Source organism: Streptomyces sp. AV19 (genome assembly GCF_015999245.1).
Classification (GTDB): domain Bacteria; phylum Actinomycetota; class Actinomycetes; order Streptomycetales; family Streptomycetaceae; genus Streptomyces.
The window spans coordinates 38,884-62,011 of record NZ_JAEAMR010000020.1 but is presented as its reverse complement, the minus strand read 5'-3'; the positions used below and the strand labels follow the sequence as shown (position 1 = coordinate 62,011).

Genomic DNA, 23,128 nt, shown 5'->3' with positions numbered 1-23,128 from the left:
AATGTCGTTTCCTCCGGGCCGTTGCCGGTCGTTGCCAACTCCTCCGGCAACGACCGGCAACGGCTCATGAGGTCCGGCGGCAAGCCAACGGCGTTACGGTCGGGGCGTTCAGGATCGTCGAGGCGTTCGGGACCAAGGACACGGGGCTGCCCGGTACACCCCCGGGTGCCGGCCCTTGGAGCCGCGGCGGCCCCGGCTTCCTCCCGGCGTGCATGATCCGCCGACCGGCTCCCGCCGCCACGGCCCTCGGTCGCCGCCGGGCCGGCCGCAGGGCTGCCGCCGGGCACGGGATGATGCCCGTCCGGGGCGGTCCCATGAGGCCGGAAGCGGCGGGCGCACGCGCCGACAGGGGGTGCGGACCTACCGGCCCCCGATCCGGCGCAACTTGAGCACGTGATCGGTCCGGAGCCCGGACTGCCCCTCCGGTCCCGGGACCTCGCGCCGCACCGACCGGCGGGCCACCACCCGCCAGTCCCGCGACGACGTCGCCCCGACCGCGTCGAGCACCTCCTCCGGCGTGAGGAACCGCATCGCCGGATCCGCCTCCACCCAGGCCGGCAGCCCCGCGTGCCCCACCACCAGCAGCACGCCTCCCACGTGTACCGCCCCGGCCGCCGCCCGCAGGATGCGCTCCGTGGGCAACTCCACGGGGGAGTGCAGGAACTGGGCCGACACCAGGTCGTACGTCCCGCCGGGGAAGGAGCGGGACAGGTCCTCCTGGAGCCAGTCGACGCGGTCGGCGACGCCGGACTCCGCCGCGTGGGCGGCGGCCCGGCCCAGGGCCGTCGGCGAGACGTCGACGGCGGTGACCCGCCACCCCCGCCGGGCGAGCCACACCGCGTCCGCCCCCTCGCCGCACCCGAGGTCCAGGGCCGTGCCCGCGGGGAGCGCGGACGTCTCGCGGACGAGGAGCGGATTGGGTTCGCCGCTCCAGACGCGCTCGTCGCGCCGGTAGAAGTCCTCCCAGAAGGTGCGGGTCGCGGGGCAGTGCCGGTCGTGTGCCATGGGGGCGTCCTCGTGCGGTGCGTGTGTGCCGATGTCGGGGGCATGCTGGGGCCGTTCCGGAGCGTCGGGCAAAATCCATTGCGGCTACGGCAAGCCGGGGCCAAGGCGCGTCACAGAGTCGTTATAACCAACGCTTCTGGCAATCATCTTGACCCGCTCTTGGACTTATGGGTCCGGCGCGAGCATCGTGGTGGGCATGGAGATCAGCGCACAGACACTCGCCGGTCTGACGGGACCGGTGCTCCGCCCCGGCGACCCCGGCTTCGAGGAGGAGCTCGCCGGCTACCAGACGGCCTACGCCCACCGCCCGTCCGTCGTCGTCGGCGCGGCCGACGCCGAGGACGTCCGGCGGGCCGTGGCGTACGCGGCCGCCGAGGGACTCCCGGTGGGCGTCCAACTGACCGGGCACGGGCTGTCGGTGGCCGCCGACGGCGGGATGCTCGTCAGCACCCGGCGGATGACGGGCGTCCACGTCGACCCCGCGGCCCGTACCGCCCGGATCGCCGCCGGCGCGCGGTGGGGCGACGTGATCGAGGCGGCCGGTCCGCACGGCCTGGCCCCGCTGAGCGGTTCGACGCCCACCATCGGCGCGGTCGGCTACACCCTCGGCGGCGGCCTCGGCCTGCTCGCCCGGCAGTACGGCTACGCCGCCGACCACGTGCGCTCGCTGGAGGTCGTCACCGCCGACGGGCGGCTGCGCGAGGTCCGCCCGGGCGACGAGCTGTACGGGGCCCTGCTGGGCGGCGGCGGCAACTTCGGCATCGTGACCGCGCTGGAGGCGGACCTCTTCCCGGTGTCCACCCTCTACGGCGGGCAGCTCGTCTTCGACACCCCGCTCGTCGCCGAGTCCCTGGCGGCCTGGCGCCGCTGGACCGCCGGAGTGCCCGAGGAGATGACCTCCTCCGTCACCCTGATCCCCTTCCCGGACGTCCCGCAGCTGCCCGAGTTCCTCCGCGGCCGCTACGTCGCCTCCTTCCGCATCGCCTACAACGGCCCCGCCGAGGAGGGCGAGCGCCTGGTCGCCCCGCTGCGCGCGATCGGCCCGCGCCTCGACGACAACCTGCGGGAGCTGCCGTACACCGCGTCCGGCACCATCCACAACGACCCCGACGAGCCCAACGCCTACGCCGGCACCAGCGCGTTCCTCGGCGAGCTGCCGGTGGAGGCCATCGCGGCCCTGCTGAAGGCCGTCGGCCCGGACTCCCCGGTGCCCGTCATCACCGAGATCCGCCACCTGGGCGGCGCCCTGCGCCGGGGCGGCGCGGAGACCACGGTGGAACACCGCGCGGCGGAGTTCCTCGTGGTCGCCCTCTCCGGCTACTTCCCCGGCGTCGGCCCGGACGACGTCCGCGCCCGGCACGGCCTGCTGCGCGAGGCCCTCGTCCCCTGGACCCTCGGACACAGCCTCAACTTCCTCTACGGCGACGGCGAACACGCCGACGAGACCCAGGTCAGGGCCGGGTACGAGGCCGGCACCTATGAGCGTCTCGCCGCCCTCAAGGCCACCTACGACCCGCAGAACGTCTTCCGCCTCAACCGCAACGTGCGTCCGGCGTAACCGCCGCTTCCGCTTGCCGTGACCACCCCCTGCCGCGGCGCGACGGCACCTGGTAACTTCTGCGAAGTTGATCATCCGTACGCCGGACGGACGTCCGGGATTCAACGGATCACCCCGCACAGTTCATCATTTGCCAAAGGATGCGCCTTGCTCCGTGACCGGCTCAGCCGTTTAAACCGATTTGCCCGCCATGCGACGGCGACCGCCGTCGTCCTCGCCGTCCTGCCCGCCGGTCAGGCGTTCGCCGACGGCACGTCCTCGGCCACGCCGCACCTCGACGCGGTCGAGCGGACGCTGCGTCAGGTCTCGCCGGGCCTGGAGGGCGAGATCTGGCAGCGCACCGAGGGCAACAAGCTGGACGCCTCGGCGGCCGACGCCTCCGACTGGCTGCTGCAGACGCCCGGTTGCTGGGGTGACGACAAGTGCGCCGAGCGCCCGGGGACGAAGCGGCTGCTGGCCAAGATGACCGAGAACATCGCGTCGGCGAAGCGCACGGTGGACATCTCCACCCTGGCGCCCTTCCCCGACGGCGCGTTCCAGGACGCCATAGCCGCCGGTCTCAAGGCGTCGGTGGAGGCCGGCAACAAGCCGAAGGTGCGCGTCCTGGTCGGCGCCGCGCCGGTCTACCACATCAACGTACGGCCCGGGGCCTACCGTGACGACCTGCGCAAGCGGCTCGGCAAGGCGGCCGGCTCCGTCACGCTCACCGCGGCGTCGATGACGACGTCGAAGACGGCGTTCTCCTGGAACCACTCCAAGCTGCTCGTCGTGGACGGCCGTTCGGCCATCACCGGCGGCATCAACAACTGGAAGGGCGACTACCTCGACACCGCCCACCCCGTCACGGACGTCGACCTGGCCCTGACCGGCCCGGCCGCCTCCTCGGCCGGCCGCTACCTCGACGCCCTGTGGGGCTGGACCTGCAAGAACAAGAGCAACGTCGCCAGCGTGTGGTTCGCGGCCTCCGACGGGGCGTCCTGCATGCCCGACATGGAGAAGGCGAACAACCCCGAGCCCGCCGGGCCGACGGGCAACGTGCCGGTCATCGCCGTGGGCGGCCTGGGCGTCGGCATCCGGGACAAGGACGCCTCCTCGAAGTTCGACCCGGCGCTGCCCACCGCGACCGACACCAAGTGCGTCGTCGGCGTGCACGACAACACCAACGCCGACCGCGACTACGACACGGTCAACCCCGAGGAGAGCGCCCTGCGTGAGCTGGTGCGCAGCGCGGACAAGCACGTCGAGATCTCGCAGCAGGACCTCAACGCGACCTGCCCGCCGCTCCCGAAGTACGACGTCCGGCTGTACGACACCCTGGCGCAGAAGCTCGCCGACGGCGTGAAGGTCCGCATCGTCGTCAGCGACCCGGAGAACCGGGGCACGGTCGGCAGCGGGGGCTACTCGCAGATCAAGTCCCTCTCGGAGATCAGTGACGTGCTCCGGGCCCGCCTCGCCAAGGTCGTCGGCGACGGGGACAAGGCGAAGTCGGCGATGTGCTCCAACCTCCAGCTCGCCAGCTTCCGCAGCTCCAAGAGCGCCAAGTGGGCCGACGGGCACGCCTATCCGCTGCACCACAAGATGGTGTCGGTGGACGGCTCGGCGTTCTACATCGGCTCGAAGAACCTCTACCCGTCCTGGCTCCAGGACTTCGGCTACATCGTCGAGAGCCCGCAGGCGGCCGCGCAGCTGAAGGACAAGCTGCTCGACCCGGAGTGGGAGTTCTCCAAGGCGACCGCCACGGTCGACCACGAGCGGGGCGTCTGCTCGCTCTGACCCTCCCGGGTTCCCACCGGCTGAAGCGGCATCCCGTTACGGGGGTGCCGCTTCTCCCTTTCTCCAGAAGGGAGTTCGGGCGTCGAACGGCCTGCCGCACGATTCCCTCACCCGTTCGTGAAGCGATTTCCCGACCCGCGCGCGGGGGTGCGACCATGCGCTCGCCCATCCCGACACGCGAGGAACTCTGGAGACTTCATGGACCGAAGTGGGGGAAGCACGGCCCGCCGCTGGGGAGCGGCGCTGACCGCGTCCGCCGCGGCCCTGGCCGCCGTACTCCCGTCCACCGCCGAGGCCGCCGACGGGCCTTCGGGGATCGGTGCCAGGGGCGCCTACCTGCTCGACGGCGGTATGAACAAAGGGCTGTGGGACAGGAACGCCGACGTCGCCCGGCCGATCGCCAGCACTACCAAGATCATGACCGCCGTCGTGGCGCTCGGCGGCCGCGCCTCCGACCTCGACAAGCAGGTCACTGTCAAGCAGTCCTACCGCGACTACGTGGCGCGCCGCCAGGCGAGCACCGCCGACCTGCGCACCGGCGACCGGCTCACCGTGCGGCAGCTCCTGTACGCGCTGATGCTGCCCTCCGGGTGCGACGCCGCCTACGCCCTGGCGGACGCCCTGGGCAGCGGGGGCAGCGAGGCCGAGCGGACGAGGTCGTTCGTCGCGCGGATGAACCGCGAGGCGGCCCGGCTGGGGATGCGCCGCACCCACTTCGACTCCTTCGACGGCATCACCACCGGCGGCAACCACTCCACCCCCCGCGACCTGGCCAGGCTCGCCCGGCACGCCCTGGGCAACAGCACGTTCGTCACCGTCACCAAGGCGATGAGCACCCAGCAGAAGGCGCAGAACGTCAACCGCCGCTACACCTGGTACAACACCAACAAGCTGCTCGGCTCCTACGACGGGGTCTTCGGCGTCAAGACCGGGACGACCCGCGCCTCCGGCCCCTGCCTGGTCTTCGCGGCCCGGCGCGGCGGACGCACCGTCGTCGGCGTGCTCCTCGACGACGCGCCGAACCGCTACCCCGACGCGGCGAAGATGCTCGACTACGCCTACCACACGCACACCCGCTTCAAGGCGCGCCAACTGCCCGCCGCGGCGCACGAGGACTGAGGCACGCGGGCTCAGCGCTCCCCGCCGGCGCGGGGCGACGGGACGGGTACCCGGTGCCCCGGGTACTCGACCGGGTGGCAGTAGTCGAGACCGGTCAGCGGCTCGTCGGCGAGGAACTTGAGCACCAGGTCCAGCAGTTCGGCCGGCCGCTCCAGGTGGACGAGGTGGTCCGCGTCCTTGAACACCGCGAACCGGGCGTCCGCGCACCGGGCGGACGCCTCGCGGCTCAGCGCCGGGGTGGTCAGCGGGTCGTGCTCACCGGTGGTCACCAGCACCGGGATCCGCACCACCGGCCCGCCGGACGGCGCCGGGTGATCGAGCAACCGCCGTGTGTTCTCCCGGTACTTGAGCTTGCCGTCGGCGGTCAGCTCGTTGAGGGCACGGGTGAGGCAGCGGATCACGGTGGCCCGCCGGGCCACCGTGACGCGCGGGGCACGGCAGATCAGGGTGTCGAGGACCTGGTCCACGAACTCCGCGTGGCTGCCCCGCTCCAGCATGCGGAGGGTGAGCTCCACGCGGGCCCGGACGTGGTCGGTCAGCTGCGCCATGGTCCCCACCAGCACCAGCCGTTCGGCCCGGCCCGGATGGCGGCGCACCCACTCGTGCGCCACGGCGCTCCCGTAGGACGCGCCCATCACGTTGACCGGATACGGCGCGGCCTTCGCCAGCAACTGGTCGAGGGCGCCGCAGAGGAAGTCGATGCCGTAGCGGGCCGGGAGCCGGTCGGCCGCGCCCCAGCCCGGGAGATCGACGGTGATCACGCTCATCGACTCCAGGGCCATCCGCTCCAGCCGGCCCCACGCGCCCTGGTGCTGGAACGCGCCGCCGATCAGGACGAGCGGCGCCAGCCGGGCGTTCGGCCGGTGGACGATCCGGCCGCTGTAGGAGAAACCGCCATAAGTGAGCGGAATGACCTCTTCCGAGAGGGTGGTGGACGTCATCAGTGGCGGTCTCCGTTTCACGGTCGGTGCCGCGCGGTCGGAGTGCCGTCCCCGTGACCGCGCGGCCGGGGGTCTGGTGGGGTGCCGTCATCAGTGGAACGACAGGCGACGGCGGGACGTTACTGCGCGTCCGGTCACGGGCCGAGTGCGCGGATCTCCTCGTGGAGCAGGGCGGAGAGCCGCCCGGCCAGCGCCCGGTGGGCGTGGTCGCTCACGACGGCCAGCGTCGCCGCACCGGTCGCGTCCCGCACCATGCTCACCACCAGGGGGTGGCCGGGACTGAGCGCGGGCAGCAGCGACAGACCGGTCAGGGCGGCGGGCCCGAGGGCCCGCGGGCCCTCGCGGTCCGCGAGGCTGCTGCACAGCAGCGACGAGTACAGCGACGAGTCGACGTACCGCCCGAGGGCCTCGGTCAGCGGCCCGGGACGCCCGGCCATCCCGGCCACGGCGCGGGCCTGGGCCCGGGCGCGCTCGTGCAGGGCCGTCCCGCGGGTGAAGCGGTCCACGGCGGCGAGGCGCCGGCGCGGGTCGTTCCGCACCGGGAGCGGGACGCGGACGGTGGCGTAGTGGTTGCCGAGCGCCGCGTCGTCGTTCACGCGGACATCGACGGGGACCATCGCGCACACGCCGGGCAGGAACGGCAGCCGGCCGGCGGCCCCGGCGCCGCGCAGGGCCCCGGCGGTGGCCGCCAGGAAGACCGCGTTCGCGGAGGCGCGCCCCGAGGGCAGCGCGTCGCGGGCCGCGGCCAGTTCCCCGGCGGTCACCCGGCTCCAGGCGACGGCCCGCCGGGAGTCCACGGGGCCGTGGAAGGGGAGGGGCCGGCCGGCGGGGAGGACGTCCTTGAGACCCGTCCCCCGGCGGCGGGCCGGGGCCGGGGACGCCGTCCGCCGCGCCGGTGGCCCGTCCAGCAGCTCCTGGACGAGAGTGAGGAGCGACCTGCCGTCGAGCAGTGCGTGGTGGGCGCGCAGGAGCAGGGCGAATCCGTCGCCGGGCGCGGGGAGGAGGTGCAGTTGCCAGGGCGGGCGCGGAGGGCCGAAGGGGCGGGCGAGGAGTTGCGCGGTGTGCTCCTCCAGGGAGCCGGGGCGGGTGCCGGCCGCCGTCGCGGTGACATGGTGCACCGGGTCGAAGGGCGGGCCCGGGACCCAGCACCGCGGGCCGGGACCCATCCGGAGGCGGTCGTGCCGCGCCCAGCGGGCGGCGGCGCGGTCGCGGAGGTCGTGGAGGGCGGGGGCGGGGCCGTGGGCGAAGCGGGCGACGAGGCCGAAGGTCATGCAGAGGGCTCGGGTGGACTGGTGGCTGTGCAGCCAGGCGTCGAGGGGGGACATGGGGGTGGGCATCGGTTTCCTTCTCCTCCTCGGGCTGATGGACGGGGAGTTGGTGCCGCGGGGCCGATGGGCGGGGAGTTGATGCCCCGGACCCTCCCTTTCACCGTTTCTTCCGGGCTCCGCCCGGGGGGCCGGGGTGCCGCGCTCCGCGCGGTGAAGGGCACGCAATTCAGCCCGTCCGGGGGTTGCCCCCTCCGGGGAGTTCGAGGACAACCGCGCGGAGCTCGGTTGCGGGGTCCGGGGCGGAGCCCCGGTGGGGGTGCGGGGGCACAGCTCCCGGGAACGAGGTCCAGAGGCGCAGCCCCGAAAGGGGGCCAGGGGGCGGAGCCCCCGGAACGGGGTGCAGGGGCGGAGCCCCGCAAAAGGCCCCCGGGGGCGAAGCCCCCGCCATCCGGCGCGCGCGGCGCGCCGCGGGGTCGCGCAGGGGCGCAGCCCCTGCGGAAGAGGGCTGGGGAGGATCCGGGGCGGCAACCCCGGCGGCAAGCGCCGCGTCACGGCTCCATCGCCGCCACCGCCCGGGCCACCGCCCCCGCCCCGTCCTCCCGCGCCAGCCGCCCCGCCACCTCCACCGCCCGCGCGGCGAACCGCGGCTCGCCCGTCGCCCGCAGCAGCACCGCCGCCAGCCGCTCCGCGGTGAGCGACGCGTGCGGCAGCACGCCGGGGCTCACCCCGAGCCGCACCAGCCGGGCCGCCCACCACGGCTGGTCGGTGAGGAGCGGCACCGGGACCGCCGGCACACCGGCCCGCAGCCCGGCCGCCGTCGTCCCGGCACCGGCGTGGTGCACGACCGCCGCCGTGCGCGGCAGCAGCCAGCCGTGCGGGAGCGCCCCGACGGTGATGACGTCGTCGCCGGTCACGGACAGCCCGGCCCACCCCGCCTGGACGACGCCCCGCAGCCCGGCCAGGCGCAGCGCACGGGCCGTCAGTTCGCCGAGCCCGTCCGGGTCTTCGGGCATCATGCTGCCGAAGCCGACGAACACGGGCGGCGGCCCGGCCGCGAGGAAGTCGGCGACCGGGGAAGGGGGTTGCCAGGACGGGCACTCGTGCGGCCACCAGTAGCCGGCCACCCGCAGCCCGGGCCGCCAGTCCGGCGGCCGGGGCACGACGACGCGGCTGTAGCCGTGCCAGATGGGCCAGCGGCTCTTCTCCCGTTCCCGGCGCAGCAGATGGGCGCTGCGGTGGCTGATGCCGAGGCGCGCGTGGAGCCGCCGGTTGGCGGCCGAGTAGAGGGCGTCGGTCAGGGCGTTGACGGCCCGGGCGCGCAGCCGGTTGCCGTACCCGGGCGGCTGCCAGGGCAGCACGCAGGGCGGGAACGCCGAGGTGGGGACGTCGGGTTGGAGGAAGACGCCCATGCTGCGCACCCGGTGGTACCGGGCCACGACGCGGCCGATGGGCGCGACGATGGTGGACAGCAGGACGAGGTCGGCCTTGGGGTCCACGGCGGTGAGCAGCCCGTCCACGAGCCGCACCGCGGCCCGTTCGGTGGCGCGGGCGATCTCGTGGAGCGCGCGCGGTGAACGCCCGGCGTTCCGGAAGCGGTTGTGCGCGGTGATGAGCTCCTCGAACGGGTCGGCCTCCAGCGGCCGGGTGCGCAGCCCGCAGCAGGTGACCGTGTCGGCGAACTTGGCGTGGGTGACGATCTCCACGTCGTGCCCCTCGGCGGCCAGCCGGTGCCCGAGGCCGGTGTAGGGGGCGACGGAGCCCGTCGTGCCCGCGGTGATGATGTCGATGCGCATGTCCCGGCCTTCCGGTGTGCCTGCCGGAAACAACGACGCGGCACCCGGCCGGATACGGCACGGGTGCCAACCTGGGCGCATGTGTGCGGTTCGGCGCCCCGCCGCCGTGACGGGGACCGGCGGCGGCCGGCCCGGACAGGTCATGTCCCGTGCGGGGACGCGGCCGTCGGGCAGATGGAGTTCCACGACGCCGTCCACACACGAGTTCCCGTTCCGGTACTGGCCGTGGTCACCGCTGCCAGGCGCGAGCCGCGCAGCGCGCGGTGGGCCCGTACCGTCGCCTCGTGGCAAGTGGCGGGATCGCGCGCGGAGTTGAGTATCGGCGTGGACGGAAGTCCCGCACCGGTCACCGCAGGTCAGGCGGCGCAGACGGCGGCGAAGGCCAGGGTCCGGGCCCCGGCGGGCGGCCGCTTCGCCGCCCATGCCACGGACGGTCTGTCCGGTCGTGAGGCACGGCAGCAGGCCGCCGTCGCGCCTGCCGCAGTCGCGGGCGAAGGTGCGCGAGGCGGCCAGGGTGCGACGCAGTGCGGCGGGCGAGCGGTCCGGGCGTCGCCCGTGGGGAGCCCGGAGAACTCCTCCGGCGTCCGGCACCGGCCCCGGGTGCTCCGCCCGACACCGCGCTGGCCGAAGCTCACCACGTCGTACGCGGCGGCCGTCGCGGGGGAGCGGAGGGCGAGGTCCGCCGGCCGGGCCGGCCCCGAGCCGCCGCGCCCGCCGGCGCCGGTCGCCCGCCGGCGGGAGACGGCGATGCCCGGACTGGGACCGGCGTTTGGCCGGTGCCAGTCGCGGGGGACGGCCAGGCGTGCGCACTCCAGCCCCGCCGTCCGGTGGCGGCCGCGGCGGCCGCGGGGAGGGCGGTGGTGGCACACACGGCGGCCACCGGACCGGCCATGGTGGCCGCCGCGCACCGGATCGATCCCGCAGGGTTCCGTCTCCGGGGTGGCGCCGGCACCACCCCCGATGGCCGGAATGCATCGCTCCGTTCGAACCCCGGACCGGGTTGTTCGAGCTGTCATGTTTGCATGACCTCATGCAAGAGACTCAGGTTCCATCGATCAGCGAGCGCACTTACGTCGATCACATCCTGGACGCATGGGCCCGGGACACGGAGACGGAGGCGCTCGTCCAGGGGACGGTGCGGTTCACCCGTGCCGAGGCCCGCGCCGCCCTGTTCCGGATGGGCAACGCCCTGCGCGCCGAGGGTCTGGTGCCCGGCGACGCCGTTGGTCTGTTTCTGGCCAACCGGCCCGAAGGCGTGCTCGCCCAGCTCGCGGTCCACCTCATCGGCTGCCGCGTGGTCTTCCTGCCCCCGGAGCCGGGCCAGGGCGAACTCGCCGCGCTGGCCGGCCAGGCCGACGTGCGGGCCATTGTCTTCGACCCGACCTTCACGCCGCACGCCATCGCGCTGCCCGGCCTGCTGGAGCGTCCGCCCCGGCTGCTGTGCCTCGGCCCCGCCGACGGCGCAACCGACCTGCTGGCCGCGGCGCGCGAGCAGTCCGCCGTCCGCCCCGACGCCCCGGTCCCCGCGGCGGACGAGCCGCTCACCGTCCTCTACACCGGCGGCACCCTGGGCAACCCCAAGCTCGCCGCGCAGGGCAGGTCCCTGTACGACCGCATGGTCGACGCGGCGCGCAACGCCCCCTGGCTGCGCGGTCGCCGGGCGCTGGCCGGCACGCTGATCACCCATGGCAGCGGGCACCTGGTCTCGGTCCAGGCGCTCATCGCCGGGGCGACCGTCGTGCTGCTGCCCGCCTTCGAGGCCGGCCACGCGCTGTCCGTGCTGCGCGAGGAACGCATCAACTCCGCCATGTTCGTGCCGCCCATGCTCTACGAACTGCTCGACCACCCCGACTGCCGCCCCGGGGACTTCCCCCACGTCGAATCCCTGATGGTGGGCGGCGCGGCCTCGGCGCCCGAGCGGCTGCGCCAGGCGAGCGCCGTCTTCGGCCCGGCCATAGGACAGGGCTACGGCCAGTCCGAGGCGCTCGGCATCACCCTCATGCTGCCCGACGACTACGACGACGAGCACCCCGAGCGCTGGGCCAGCGTCGGCCGCGTCATCGACGGCGTCGAGGTGGAGATCCGGGACGAGGACGGCACCGCGCTCCCCGACGGCGGGACCGGCGAACTGTACGTCCGCGGCGAGACCCGGATGCTCGGCTACTACCGCGACCCGGAGCGCACGGCCGCGGCCCTGCACGACGGCTGGCTGGCCACCGGCGACATGGGCTACCGCGACGCGGACGGCTACCTCTACCTCGTGGACCGGGCCAAGGACATCATCGTCACCGGCCGCACCAGCGACAACGTCTACTCCCGGGTCCTGGAGGACTTCCTGCTCACCCTGGACGGCGTCCGCAACGCCGCCGCGGTGGGCGTCCCCGACGAGCGCTACGGCGAGGCCGTCCATGTCTTCCTGGCCACCGACAAGGACGACTCCGTGGACCCGGCGGCCGTCGTCGCCGCCGTCGTCGCCGAACTGGGCGAGCTCTACGAGCCGCGCGCCGTCACGCAGTTGAGGTCCCTGCCGGTCACCCGGATAGGCAAGGTGGACAAGAAGGCGCTGCGCGCGACCCTCAGCGACTGAGCCCGCCCGCGCCGAGCACCCCGTCGAGCATCCGCGACAGCGCCCACGAGAAGTCGGAGCGCGCGTCGCCGGCCGCCCGGCGGGGTGTGCGGGTGTGACCGACGGGGTGGGCGTTGAGCACGTGTCCGAGCAGGAGGTTCCACAGGGCGCGGTAGGCGCGTACCGCGTCGTCCGGTGACAGCCCGGCCGCCTCCAGCGCGCCGAGCGCGGCGTCGGTGAAGTCGGCCGCGCCGTGCGCGAGATGCTCCCCGTCGGCGATGATCCGGGCCGCCCACGGGTGGCGGAGCAGGTGGTCGTGGGCGGCCAGCCAGTGCTCCGTGACGCGCTCGCGGGCGTCGCCGTCCTCCGCCGGGCGCGGCAGCCGGGCAGCCACGTCGTCGGCCAGCAGGCCCAGCAGCTCGCCCCGGTCCGTGATGTGCCGGTACAGCGAGGCCTGTCCGGTGCCCAGCCGCTGCGCCACCCGGCGCACCGTCAGGGAGCCGAGCCCTTCCTCGTCGGCGATGCGGCGGGCCTCGCCGACGATCAGGGCCCGGGACAGGGTGCGCGGACGGCCGGGACCTCGGGGATTCACGCCGTCACCCTACACAGCGTCGCGTCACCGGCGTCCCGCGTGCGAAGTCCCTTGCGGGGCAGGGGAAGTAAGCCTAGCCTTACCTGAATGGGAACGGCGTTCGCAAAATGTCGTCCCCCCCGTACGCCGCCGCCCTCCCGACCCGAGGAACGCCTTGCCCCCCTCGACCCCCCGGACCCCCGGAAACGCCGCCCTGACCGCGCTCGTCCTCGCGGTCCTCTCCTACTCCCTCGTCCAGACGATGCTGGTGCCCACCCTCGGCGTCCTCCAGCGCGAGCTGAACACCTCCCCGGCCGCCGCCTCCTGGGCCGTGCTCAGCTCCACGCTGCTCGCCAGCGCCGTCCTCACCCCGGTCGTCAGCCGCCTCGGCGACCGCCACGGCCGGCGCCGCGTCCTGATCGCGACGCTGGCGGTCCATCTGGCCGGCACCCTCGGCGCCGCCTTCGCCTGGAACATCGCCTCGCTCATCGCGCTCCGCGCCGTCCAGGGCGTCAGCCTCGCCCTGCTGCCGCTCGCCCTCGGCCTGATCCGCGACGTCCTCCCGCCGCACCGCGTCGCCGCCGGGCTCGGTCTGGCCTCCGGGCTGGTCGCCGGCGCCGCGGGCGCCGGACTGCTCGTCGGCGGGCTCCTCGTCGACCACGCCTCCTGGCGCTGGCTGTTCGTCGCCGGCGCCGCCCTGATCGCGACCGCCCTGGCCGCCGTCCTGCGCTGGGTCCCCGAGAGCCCCCACACCTCCCCGGGCCCGCTCGACGTCACCGGCGCCGCACTGCTGGGCGCGGCCCTGGCCGCCGTGCTGCTCGCCCTCACCGAAGGGCCGCAGTGGGGCTGGACCTCCGCCCCCGTCCTCGCCCTCCTCGCCGGCTGCGCCGTGCTGTCGGCGCTCTTCCTCGCGCGCGAGCGGAGCGCCGAACACCCGCTGGTCGCACCGGAGTTGCTGCTGGGACGCGCCGTGCGCGGCGTCCACGCGGGCGCCTTCCTGCTGGGCGCCACCCAGTTCGTCTTCTACGTCCTGATCCCCAGGCTCGCCGAGTCCCCGGCCGGTCCCGGCTTCGGCGCGTCCGTCACCGCCGCCGGCCTGATCCTCGTCCCGGGCACTCTGTGCGGCCTGCCCGCCGGCTTCCTGGCCGGACGCGTCGAACGCAGCCTCGGCGCCCGCGCGCCGCTCGCGCTCGGGCTGTCGGTCAGCGCCGCCGGAGGGGCGTTCCTCGCCCTGGCGCACGGCGCGGTCTGGCAGGTCGTCGCCTGCTACGCCGTGATCGGCACCGGCTTCGGCATGGCCATGCCCGCGCTGCCCCGGATGGTCAGCCGGGTCTCCACGGCGGCCACCGGCGCGACCGCCAACGGCATCAACACCGTGGCCCGGACGGTGGGCGGCGCCGTCGGCAGCCAGCTCGCCATCGCCGTCCTCGCCTCGCGCCCGGCGGCCTCCGGCTACACCGCCTCGTTCTGGACGGGCTCGGCCGTCGCCGCCGGAGGCGCGCTGCTGGTGTCCTTCGCCCCGCGTGGACGCGGACCGGCCGTCCCGGCGCCCCGGGAGCCCGCTCACGCCCCCGCCGAACCGCCCGTCCGCCCCAGCCCGTAGACCCGCCGGGCGTTCTCCGCCCCGATCAGTCCGGCCACCCGCGCGGCGTCCCCCGCCGACCAGGCGCCGTCCCGCACCCAGCCGTCCAGCAGCCGCGCCAGGCCCCGGCGGAACAGCTCGGCGCCCACCACGTACAGCTCCGCCAGCCCGGCCGCGTCCGTGGAGAACATCAGCTTCCCGAACGGGGCCAGCTCCAGCGCCTCCGCCAGCACCGCCTCCGCCCGCGCGCCGCTGTACGACAGGGCCAGCCCGATGTCCGCGTAGACGTGCGGGAAGGCGTGGGCGAGGTAGGCGGCACTGCGGTGGTACGGGTAGCAGTGCAGCAGCACCAGCGCCGAGCCCGTGGGGCGCACGGCGCGGGCGAAGTCGGTGAGCAGCGCCGGGTCGCAGCGGTGCAGCGTGAGGTCCGGGTCGCCGAAGCCGGTGTGCAGCTGGAGCGGCAGCCCGGTCTCGGCCGCCGACCACAGCAGATGGCGCAGCAGCACCGGATCGGTCAGCCGGCCGCCCGGCGTGCGGCAGGCCAGCCACCGGTCCGCCGCGGCGCGCACCTCGGCCTGGCCGGGCGGATTGGGCTCGAAGTCGAGCCCGTAGCGGTAGGCGGCCACGGACTTGAACGCCACGGCCGTCCCGGCGGCCTCCCGCACGGCGTCGGACAGCCCGCCCAGGAACTCCGCCCGGCCGCCGGTCCCGTCGGCGATCCGCTCGGCCAGCCGCTCCAGGCGCGCCACCTCGTGCCAGGCGGCGCCGCCCGCCGTACGGGCGAGCTCCTCGGGGCCCGTCAGATCGTCCGCCAGCCCCGTGTCCACCAGGTAGTCGGTGATCCCGGTGGCGCCCAGCAGCAGCCGGGCGGTCCCGTCCGGGCCCAGCTCCCGCCGCCGTTCGAGGTACTCGGCGGGGGTGCAGTGCGGGTCGAGGCCGAGCAGCGGCGGGCACCAGCGGCGGACGGCGTAGCCGAGCTGGCTGTCGAGGAAGGAGGTGCCGGGCGGGGCGGGCACGTCCGACTCGCTCAGGAGCGCGGCGAAGGCGTCGGGCCCCAGCTCGGTACGGACCAGGCCGTGGCAGTGGTGGTCCACCAGCGCCGGCGGGGACGGCTTCGCGTGGGCCCCCACCTCAGTACCGCCGCCGTGTCGCGTCGGCGATCTCCTGCGGAGCCGCCCCCTCGTACTGCCGGACCTCCGCGCGGCGGACCGCCGCGACGGCCTCGAACAGCGGATCGCCGAGCGCCGTCCGCAGCAGCTCCGAGCGGGTGAAGCGGTCCAGGACGTCGGCCGGCGCGGCGGGCAGGCGCCGCTGCCCGCCGGTGACGGCCGGATCGCCGGTGACAGGCGGCGGCAGCGTCAGCCCGGCCTCGATCCCGGCGAGCCCCGCGGCGATCACCGCCCCGGCCGCCAGGTACGGATTGGCCGCGCCGTCGAAGCACTTGACCTCGGCGTTGGCCTGGTCGGCCGCGTCCGGCGGCCCCGGGACGAAACGGATGGCGGCCTCCCGGTTCTCCGGCCCCCAGCAGGCGAAGATCCCCGCCCAGTGCGAGGGCTTGAACCGCAGGTGGCTGGCGGGGGAGGGGGCGCCCAGCGCGAGCAGCGCGGGCAGCTCCCGCAGCACGCCGGCGAGGAACGCCGCGCACTCCGCCGTCATCCCCGACGGGCCGTCGCCGCCCCGGCACAGGTTCCGCTCCCCGCGCAGCAGGCTCAGGTGCAGATGGGTACCGCTGCCCACCCCGCCGGCGTCCACGACGGGCCCGAACTGGGCCTCCAGGCCGTGCCGTCGGGACACCGCGCGGACCGTCTCGCGGACGAGCACGGCGAGATCCGCCGCGCCGACCGGATCCGCGGCGGCCACCGACACCTCGAACTGGCCCGGCGCGTACTCGGGATGGAGCTGGAGGACCTCGATCTCCTGGGCGGTGAGGGCGTCGAGGACGTCCCGCAGGTAGTCGGACAGCTCCACCAGCCGCGTCATGCCGTACGCCGGGCCCGAACAGGCGTACCGCAGCCGGTCGTTGGCGTCTTTATCGTCTTTGCCGTCTTTGTCATCGCCACCGTCCCGGGTGACGACCCACTCGGTCTCGAAGCCCATGCGCAGCCGCAGCCCGTGGTCGGCCGCGGCCCGTTCGGCCATGCGCCGGGCGAAGCCCCGCTGGCAGGCGGCGTACGGGCGGCCGTCCTGCTCGTGGCGGTCGACCGGCGCCCAGGCCCAGCCGGGCTGGGCGGCCAGCACGGTCAGCCGGCCGAGGTCGGGAAGGAGTCTCAGGTCACCGGTGGGCCCGCCGATGTGCGCGCTGGTGACGGCCGAGTCGTCCGTGAGGAAGACGTCGAACACCGGGGACATCCCCACCCCCCAGCGCGCGGCGTGCGCCAGCCGGGCGGTGGGCACGGCCTTGACCCGGGTGATGCCCGCGTTGTCCACCCAGGTCAGGGCCACGGCCCGGACGTCCCGCGCGGTGAGCTGCGCGGCCTCCTGCCGGGCCGCCGACTCCGCGCGCTCCCGTTCCGGCCTGTGCATGGCGGTCTCCTCCGGCGGGTGTGGGGGACGAGGGCGGGGACGGCGGCACCGGGAAAACCACGCCGCCCAGAGATTCTGGTCCGGATCGCGCCGCGCGACACCTCGTACCGGGGCCTTTCGGCGCAACCCGGTCCGACGGCGCCAAGAGACCGTGACGCGGCGCGCGTTCACCGGCCGTCCCCGAACTGCGGCCGCGCGTACGGCGGATGCGCGAGGGGCCGGTGTGTGCCCGCCGCGCACGGGACGCCGCCTTTGTTCCACCCCGCTTCCGGCGGCCCGAACCGGACGGCGGAGCCATCGGTTGCGAGAGCGCGGACCTGCCCCGAGGCTGGAGCCAAGATCAGCGATCCAGCTCGGGTGCTTGTCCCGGAGCGGGCTTCTCCGCGTCTGTGAGCACTGGGCGTGAAGTGCCGGGCAGGCCGTCGGCGACGGCGGCCCGGCACCGTTGAGGAGTCAGCATGTCGGATATCCGTGCCGTCCTGCGGCGCGGCCCCGGACGCCACCGGCGCCGCAGGAGGGTTCCGCTGACGGCGGCGGCCGCGGCGGTGGCGCTGGTGGCCGGCTCGGCGTTCGCGGTGACCTCGATGGACGACGACCGGCAGGAGTGCGACGCCCGGGCGGGACGCGGCGGGACGCACGACGACCACCGGCGCGGCGGCATCGCGGCCATGGGCGCCTGCGCCCCCCGGCCCGTCGGCGACGGCGCGCTGCCGCACCGGCCGCCCGAGGGCCACGGCGCACCCGCCAACCGCCCTGCCGCGGGCGGCAGACCGGCCCGGGCCGGCGTGCCCGACCCGGAATCCGGCTACGACCGGGACCGCTGCGGCAACGCCTCCGGCCGGGTGCTGCTGTCGCTGGACGACTGGCCCTACGACGACCCCGAACGCGCCGTCCGCGTCGGCGCGCAGCTCCAGTCCCAGGGCGTCCGGGCGGCGTTCTTCCTCATCAACCAGTACGCCTCCCAGTACCCCCGGATCACCACCGCCCTGCGCCGGCAGGGCCATTGGGTCGGCAGCCACACCTGGTCCCACCAGCAGCTCACCCAGCTGTCGGACCAGGAACTCCAGGACGAACTCCGCAACGGCGTGCCCGGCAACTTCCTGCGCCCGCCCTACGGGGACGTCGGCCAGCGCGAGACGGAGGCCGCCGCGAGCCTGGGCCAGCGGGTGTGCAACTGGACGATCGACACATACGACTGGCAGCAGTCGGGCGGGGCGTTCCGGGACGTGGACGCGATCCGGGCGAGCGTCCGGGAGGCGTCCGCGGAGGAGAAGACCAACGGGGTGATCCTCGGACATCTGTTCAGCCACTTCCCCGAGGCGTTGCCGGGGATCATCGGGGACCTGCGGGAGCAGGGCTATCGGATGTGCCGGAACACGGGGCCGGTGACGGAGCAGGTGCCGTACCCACTGGAGTGCTGAAACGTTTCTGCTGGCTGGTCCGGCCCGTCCGGCGTTTGAGGACAGCGCCCGGAGGGCGCTTCGGGGGTGCGGGGGTGCTGAGCCCCCGCTTCCGCGCGGCGGAGCCGCGCTCGGGCCCCGGGGCGCAGCCCCGGAAGAGACGGTGAAAGGGCGGGACCGGGGCAAACTCACCGCCCCCTGCCCACCCGCCCCCGCGCCCGAACCACCTCCACCCCCAACGGCACCAACGAAACCAACACCACCACCCCCACCACCGGCAGCAAATAACGCTCCACATCCGGCACCACCGCCCCCAGCGCATACCCCGCCAGCACCAGCCCCGCCGTCCACACCACCCCACCCGCCACCTGCCAGGTCACGAACACCCGGCGCGGGACGGCCAACGCGCCCGCCAGCGGGTTGAGGACGGTCCGCACGACCGGTACGAAGCGGGCCAGGACGATCGCCCGCGCGTGCCCGTAGCGGCCGAGCAACTCCTCCGCGCGTCCGGCTCCTTCGAGCAGCCGCTTGTTCCGGGAGCGGGCCAGCAGCGTCCGTCCGCCGCGGCGCCCCAGCGCGTACCCGCACTGGGCCCCGGCCAGCGCCCCGGCCAGGGCCGCGACGAGCACCTGGGCGAGGTCGAGGTGCGGCCCGGAGTGGGCCCCGGGCCGGCACAGCAGGCCGGCGGTGAACAGCAGGGAGTCCCCGGGCAGGAAGAAGCCGATCAGCAGACCGGTCTCGGCGAACAGCACGACCGCGATGCCGAGCGCCCCGAACGACGACAGCAGCGAGGACGCGTCCAACGGGTTGACGGCGAGGGTGAACAGCGGCGACGGCACGAGAGACATGGGAGAGCGCCCTCCAGCAGGGCAGGAGCGGACGGTCTGCACGACTGTAGGAGATCCGGCGGGGAACAGCGCCCCCGCGCGGCGGACGCGGCCCGTCCGCCGCCCGGACGGGCCCAAGGCCGGACGCGACGCACTCAGCCGCTGCGCGGGCGCCGCGAGTCGGCGTGCACACCCTGGAGGACGCCCATCGCCGCGCACACGGCGAACATCGAGGAGCCGCCGTAGGAGACGAACGGCAGGGGGATCCCGGCCACGGGCATGATGCCCAGCGTCATCCCGATGTTCTCGAAGGACTGGAAGGTCAGCCAGCACACCACCCCGCCCGCCAGCAGCGTGGCGAACATGTCGTCCGCCCGCCGGGCGATGCCCAGCGAGCGCCACAGCACCACGCCCAGCAGGCCGATGACGGCGCCGGCGCCGAGGAAGCCCAGCTCCTCGCCGGCGACGGTGAAGACGAAGTCGGTCTGCTGCTCGGGCACGAAGCCCCCGCTGGTCTGGAAGCCGTGGAAGAGGCCCTGGCCGGCCAGCCCGCCGGAGCCGATCGCGATCCGCGCCTGGTGGGTGTTGTAGCCGACGCCGGACGGGTCCAGGTGCGGATCGGCGAACGCGGCGAACCGGTTGATCTGGTATGCGCTGAGCAGGTGGAACGCGAACACCGCGGCGATCACGGCCGCCGCCGCCCCCGCGAGGAGCGCGAGGACGCGGCCGGGGACGCCGGAGAGGAAGAGCAGCCCCGCGGTGATGGCGGCGAGGACCAGGCTCGTGCCCAGCTCGTGGCTGGCCATGATCACCATGGCGGGGACGGCGCACAGCACCAGCGCGATCAGGGTCTGCCGCCCGCCGGGCAGGCTCCCGCGCCGGGTCTCGCGCTCCTCCGCGAGCAGCGCGGCCAGCATCACGACGAGGGCGGGCTTGACGAACTCGGAGGGCTGGAGCGAGAAGCCGCCGCCGAGCACGATCCACGAGTGGGCGCCGTTGATGGTGCTGGCGAGCGGGGTCAGCACGGTGCCCAGGAACAGCAGCGACGCCCCGTAGAGCACCGGCGCGTACCCGCGCAGCCGGCGGTGGCCCAGGAAGGCCAGCGCCAGGCACAGCACGAGCCCCAGCACCAGGTTGAGCATGTGGCGCTTGAGGTAGGAGTAGGGGTCGCCGCCGGCCGCGTCCTGCCGGTGCACCGTGGCCGACCAGGTGAGCAGCCCCCCGAGGCAGCCGAGGGAGACCATGGCCCCCAGCAGGACCCAGTCGAGGCGCCACAGCGGGGAGGAGCGGCCGAAGGCCCTCAGCAGCGGGCCGCGTGCCTGGGGCCGGACGAGTGCGATACCCACGGACGGTCCTCCGGTCCTCCGGGACGGCGGGCGGCGGCCGGGGCGGAGCACTGTGCGGAACCGGCCGGGGAGGGTTCTTCCCCGGCCGGTCCCCGCCCTCCCGTCGTTTCACCCGATCGTGAGGTCGTCCGCGAGGACGGCGCCCTGCCCGTACCAGCCGTGGACGTACACGGTGACCTTGCCGGAGGAGTCCGTGGTGAAGGGGACCGCGAGTTCGGTCCAGTCGCCGGACGAGGCCCACTGGGACGCCGTCGCCCCGCCGGAGACGCCGACGAAGGCGTAGTCGCCGCGCACCCGGCCGCCGAGCGTGTACGACGTGTCCGGCGACAGCGTCAGCGTCTGCCGGCACTCGCCGGTGCCGGACGCCGTGGGGGCGCTCCGCAATGCGTACGAGCCGCCGTGCGCCGGGCTGTTGACCACCGTCGCGCCCTCGTCGCAGGTCCAGGGGGCGGTGGTGCCGGTCTCGAAGTCGCCGTTGACGAGCTTGCCCGGGGTGCCGGGACCCGGGACCGTCAGCGCGTATGCCGCCGTGCGGCTGCCGGAGGGCGACGTGCCGGTCACGGTGAGCGGGTAGGTGCCGGGCGGGGTGCCGGCGGCGACGGAGAGGGTCAGGCGGGCGGAGTCGCCCGCGGTCACGGAGGAGGGGGCGAGCTCCGCGGTCACCCCGCGCGGGGCGCCGTCCGCCGAGAGCCGGACCGTCTGTGCGGGGCCGGAGGCCGCGGCCGTGGCGACGGTGGCTGTCGCGGAACCGCCCGGGGGCACGGAGGACCCGCCGGGCGAGACGGATATCGAGAAGTCCGGCCGCGCGGGCCCGCCGCCGGTGAACGGGGCGAAGGCGCGGGTGAAGTCCCAGGTGTTCTGGGCTATTCCGGAACAGGTGTCGGACCCCTTGGTGCCCGGGCAGCCGCCGTTGTCGCGCTGGAGCGCCCAGAACGAAAGGGTGTTGATGTTCTTGGACACCGCCCACTGGTAGACCTTGGCCGCGTCCTGGACGGTGAAGGTCTCGGCCGGGCCGTAGTCGTCGATGCCCGGCATCTCGGTGACGCCGGTCATCGCCCACAGCTGCGCGTCGCTCTTCCCCGGGTAGAGCCGCGCCAGTTGGGCGTGCAGTCCCTCGGCGGCGCTGATGGTGTCGGCGGCCATGTCGTGCTGGGCACCGTCGTAGTAGTCGAACGTCATGATGTTGACGACGTCGACCCGGGTGCCGTTGGCGACGGCGTTGCGCAGGACGGCGAGCCCGCTGTCGGCGAGGCCCCGGGTGGTGGTGGGCAGGGTGTAGGAGATCTGCAGCGGGCGCCCCGAGGCGGCGGCCCAGTCCTGCACCTTCTTGACCGCCTTGTTGCGGCGGTCGATTCCGGCGGTGTTGGTCAGCGAGTTGTCCTCGATGTCCAGGTCGATGCGGCTGATGTCGTAGGTCGTGACGACGCGCTGGAACGCCTCGGCGACCTTGTCGGTGTCGGCGCAGCTGTCGGCGAGTTCGGTGCCGCCGTTGTCGGCCGCGTAGCCGCCGAAGGACGGTATGACGTCGCCGCCGCGCGAGCGGATGGTGGCGAAGTCGGCGCCGAACACGGCCGAGGAGACCGGCTTGCTCCGGTCGCCGTTCCAGTACGGCGTGCAGGAGCCCTTGGCCTCGGTCTGGAGGAAGGCCATCGTCAGGTGCTTCGCCCCCGACTGCGCGGAGAGCGCGGCGGGGCCGTCGGGGAGCCAGCTCTCGAAGTAGGGCGCGAAGACCCGCGGGGGAAGGGGCGTGGCGGCCGTCGCCGGCTCGCCGCCGCCCAGGGCCAGGGCCGCGCCCGCCAAGGCGGTGGCCAGGGCGGTGACCGCGGCGCGGACGGTGGGGCGTCGTCTCACGGATGCTCCCGGTGACTGAGGTGTGCACGGGGTGGGGGCAGTTGCGCGGTGAACATCGTTGGACTGGACCAGAGTTGAGTCAAGGGTTCCGGCAGAGCGGAAACTTTCCCCGGCCAACCATGCCGAATTACCGGCCACTTGACGGCGGCCGCGGGCGGACACAGAAAAATCCCCCCGCACCGGGCGCGATGCCCGGCGCGGAGGGATTTCCGCGGAACCGCGAGGCTTTCGTCAGCCGTTGGCGGAGCCGTTGCCCGAGATGATCGGGATGTCGTCGAGGATGTGCGACAGCTGGTCGTCGCCGTCGTTGATCGTCGAGTTGTCGGTGCACTGCTGCTGTTGCTGCGAGGTGAGGATCGGCACGTCCTGGACGCCGATGTTGAGCAGTCCGAGGACGGACTGGATGCCGACCTTCCCGATGCCGACGCACAGCTTGTTCAGCGAGCCCTGGACCAGGCTCATCTGCGGGCTTTCCTTGCCGCCGGTGTGCGTGTTGCCGTAACCGGTCTTCGCGCCATTCGCGTTGTAGACGTCTTCGTCGTCCCCGAACGCCATCGCGGGAGTGGCCATGGCGCCGATCGCGGAAGCCGACACGGCGGCCGTGGCGATTGCCTTCTTGAGCACTTCTATGCCTTTCGATCGAAGAGGGGTTTTCCCGCTCGGGAAGCGAACTGAGTAACTCTGACCCTTTTGGGAAGTTCCGGGATTTCACTCATTCGAGCCATCGATGCCGGTCGGAGCCCATGCGGCGGTATCGCGCCGGATCTCCGGGGTGTTTATCGGGCCCCCTGTCCGGGCGCTGGGGCATGTGAGTGACGCCGGAGGAAAGGCGTCCGTCCGGCTGGTAGCGTGCGGCTCGCGGCGGGTCTCCCGCCGCCGGGCCCCCCCGCCCGCGCCCCCCCCCCCCCCCCCCCGGGGGGGGCCGGGGGGGCCCCGGGGCCCGCGGGGGGGGGGGGGGGGGGGGGGGGGGGGGGGGGGGGGGGGAACCCGGGGGGGGGGCCCCCC

At 74.4% G+C, this 23,128-nt stretch carries 17 protein-coding genes; 6 read left to right on the top strand and 11 right to left on the bottom strand.

The features are described from left to right. Nucleotides 1-360 precede the first annotated feature (360 nt). Nucleotides 361-1,005 (bottom strand): bifunctional 2-polyprenyl-6-hydroxyphenol methylase/3-demethylubiquinol 3-O-methyltransferase UbiG, encoded by a 645-nt coding sequence (locus I5Q34_RS27190; RefSeq protein ID WP_199895082.1) that lies wholly within the window; start codon nt 1,003-1,005, stop codon nt 361-363. 196 nt (nt 1,006-1,201) lie between these two features. Here I5Q34_RS27190 and I5Q34_RS27185 point away from each other — a divergent pair, with 196 nt between their 5' ends. The 3 genes from I5Q34_RS27185 to I5Q34_RS27175 all read left to right on the top strand — a co-directional run bounded on the left by I5Q34_RS27185 (nt 1,202) and on the right by I5Q34_RS27175 (nt 5,455). Further along, nucleotides 1,202-2,563 (top strand): FAD-binding oxidoreductase, encoded by a 1,362-nt coding sequence (locus I5Q34_RS27185; protein ID WP_199895081.1) that lies wholly within the window; start codon nt 1,202-1,204, stop codon nt 2,561-2,563. A 147-nt stretch (nt 2,564-2,710) separates the two neighbouring features. Next, entirely contained in the window at nt 2,711-4,336 is a 1,626-nt protein-coding gene (locus tag I5Q34_RS27180; protein WP_199895080.1) for a phospholipase D-like domain-containing protein, read from the top strand. Between the two features lie 198 nt (nt 4,337-4,534). Further along, nucleotides 4,535-5,455, top strand: a complete 921-nt coding sequence (locus tag I5Q34_RS27175; protein WP_199895079.1) for a D-alanyl-D-alanine carboxypeptidase family protein — start codon at nt 4,535-4,537, stop codon at nt 5,453-5,455. A gap of 11 nt (nt 5,456-5,466) precedes the next feature. Here I5Q34_RS27175 and I5Q34_RS27170 read toward each other — a convergent pair whose 3' ends face one another. The 3 genes from I5Q34_RS27170 to I5Q34_RS27160 form a co-directional block, all read right to left on the bottom strand. Then, nucleotides 5,467-6,396: an alpha/beta fold hydrolase gene (locus I5Q34_RS27170; protein ID WP_199895078.1), complete on the bottom strand. Its 930-nt coding sequence runs from the start codon at nt 6,394-6,396 to the stop codon at nt 5,467-5,469. Between the two features lie 134 nt (nt 6,397-6,530). Next, nucleotides 6,531-7,733: a wax ester/triacylglycerol synthase domain-containing protein gene (locus I5Q34_RS27165; protein WP_199895077.1), complete on the bottom strand. Its 1,203-nt coding sequence runs from the start codon at nt 7,731-7,733 to the stop codon at nt 6,531-6,533. Between the two features lie 479 nt (nt 7,734-8,212). Further along, nucleotides 8,213-9,457 (bottom strand): glycosyltransferase, encoded by a 1,245-nt coding sequence (locus I5Q34_RS27160; protein WP_199895076.1) that lies wholly within the window; start codon nt 9,455-9,457, stop codon nt 8,213-8,215. Nucleotides 9,458-10,487: 1,030 nt separating this feature from the next. On the opposite strand from I5Q34_RS27160, the gene I5Q34_RS27155 reads away from it, so the two are divergent. Further along, nucleotides 10,488-12,044, top strand: a complete 1,557-nt coding sequence (locus I5Q34_RS27155; protein WP_199895075.1) for an AMP-binding protein — start codon at nt 10,488-10,490, stop codon at nt 12,042-12,044. Here the strand turns inward: I5Q34_RS27155 and I5Q34_RS27150 are convergent. After that, on the bottom strand, nt 12,034-12,615 hold the full coding sequence (locus tag I5Q34_RS27150; RefSeq protein ID WP_199895074.1) for a TetR/AcrR family transcriptional regulator: 582 nt from the start codon (nt 12,613-12,615) through the stop codon (nt 12,034-12,036). The two genes, I5Q34_RS27155 and I5Q34_RS27150, sit on opposite strands and share 11 nt — an antisense overlap. Before the next feature lie 154 nt (nt 12,616-12,769). Between I5Q34_RS27150 and I5Q34_RS27145 the strand changes: the two genes are divergently transcribed. Further along, a complete protein-coding gene (locus tag I5Q34_RS27145; protein WP_234429616.1) occupies nt 12,770-14,197 on the top strand; it encodes an MFS transporter in 1,428 nt (475 codons plus the stop codon). On the opposite strand, the gene I5Q34_RS27140 is transcribed toward I5Q34_RS27145, so the two are convergent. After that, nucleotides 14,158-15,306, bottom strand: coding sequence for an amidohydrolase family protein (locus tag I5Q34_RS27140; RefSeq protein ID WP_277965736.1), 1,149 nt, complete (start codon nt 15,304-15,306; stop codon nt 14,158-14,160). The genes I5Q34_RS27145 and I5Q34_RS27140 overlap by 40 nt on opposite strands. A 1-nt stretch (nt 15,307) precedes the next feature. Continuing rightward, nucleotides 15,308-16,699: a glutamine synthetase family protein gene (locus I5Q34_RS27135; protein WP_199895073.1), complete on the bottom strand. Its 1,392-nt coding sequence runs from the start codon at nt 16,697-16,699 to the stop codon at nt 15,308-15,310. A gap of 458 nt (nt 16,700-17,157) precedes the next feature. Here I5Q34_RS27135 and I5Q34_RS27130 point away from each other — a divergent pair, with 458 nt between their 5' ends. Further along, entirely contained in the window at nt 17,158-18,120 is a 963-nt protein-coding gene (locus I5Q34_RS27130; protein ID WP_199895072.1) for a polysaccharide deacetylase family protein, read from the top strand. A 167-nt stretch (nt 18,121-18,287) separates the two neighbouring features. Here I5Q34_RS27130 and I5Q34_RS27125 read toward each other — a convergent pair whose 3' ends face one another. The 4 genes from I5Q34_RS27125 to I5Q34_RS27110 form a co-directional block, all read right to left on the bottom strand. Beyond that, nucleotides 18,288-18,947, bottom strand: a complete 660-nt coding sequence (locus I5Q34_RS27125; RefSeq protein WP_199895071.1) for a DedA family protein — start codon at nt 18,945-18,947, stop codon at nt 18,288-18,290. Nucleotides 18,948-19,081: 134 nt separating this feature from the next. Continuing rightward, nucleotides 19,082-20,272: a rod shape-determining protein RodA gene (gene rodA, locus I5Q34_RS27120; RefSeq protein ID WP_277965735.1), complete on the bottom strand. Its 1,191-nt coding sequence runs from the start codon at nt 20,270-20,272 to the stop codon at nt 19,082-19,084. Between the two features lie 108 nt (nt 20,273-20,380). Then, nucleotides 20,381-22,123 carry a glycosyl hydrolase family 18 protein gene (locus I5Q34_RS27115; protein WP_277965734.1) on the bottom strand — a complete coding sequence of 581 codons (1,743 nt, stop codon included), beginning with the start codon at nt 22,121-22,123 and terminating at the stop codon, nt 20,381-20,383. A gap of 231 nt (nt 22,124-22,354) precedes the next feature. Further along, nucleotides 22,355-22,747 carry a rodlin gene (locus tag I5Q34_RS27110; RefSeq protein ID WP_199895070.1) on the bottom strand — a complete coding sequence of 131 codons (393 nt, stop codon included), beginning with the start codon at nt 22,745-22,747 and terminating at the stop codon, nt 22,355-22,357. Nucleotides 22,748-23,128: the final 381 nt, after the last annotated feature.

Bases quoted from the DNA above. Each gene is read 5' to 3' on its own strand.
- I5Q34_RS27160 (WP_199895076.1), bottom strand. From the start codon at position 9,457: ATGCGCATCGACATCATCACCGCGGGCACGACGGGCTCCGTCGCCCCC.
- I5Q34_RS27155 (WP_199895075.1), top strand. From the start codon at position 10,488: ATGCAAGAGACTCAGGTTCCATCGATCAGCGAGCGCACTTACGTCGAT.
- I5Q34_RS27135 (WP_199895073.1), bottom strand. From the start codon at position 16,699: ATGCACAGGCCGGAACGGGAGCGCGCGGAGTCGGCGGCCCGGCAGGAG.
- I5Q34_RS27165 (WP_199895077.1), bottom strand. From the start codon at position 7,733: ATGCCCACCCCCATGTCCCCCCTCGACGCCTGGCTGCACAGCCACCAG.
- I5Q34_RS27175 (WP_199895079.1), top strand. From the start codon at position 4,535: ATGGACCGAAGTGGGGGAAGCACGGCCCGCCGCTGGGGAGCGGCGCTG.
- I5Q34_RS27170 (WP_199895078.1), bottom strand. From the start codon at position 6,396: ATGACGTCCACCACCCTCTCGGAAGAGGTCATTCCGCTCACTTATGGC.
- I5Q34_RS27185 (WP_199895081.1), top strand. From the start codon at position 1,202: ATGGAGATCAGCGCACAGACACTCGCCGGTCTGACGGGACCGGTGCTC.
- I5Q34_RS27190 (WP_199895082.1), bottom strand. From the start codon at position 1,005: ATGGCACACGACCGGCACTGCCCCGCGACCCGCACCTTCTGGGAGGAC.
- I5Q34_RS27125 (WP_199895071.1), bottom strand. From the start codon at position 18,947: ATGTCTCTCGTGCCGTCGCCGCTGTTCACCCTCGCCGTCAACCCGTTG.
- I5Q34_RS27130 (WP_199895072.1), top strand. From the start codon at position 17,158: ATGTCGGATATCCGTGCCGTCCTGCGGCGCGGCCCCGGACGCCACCGG.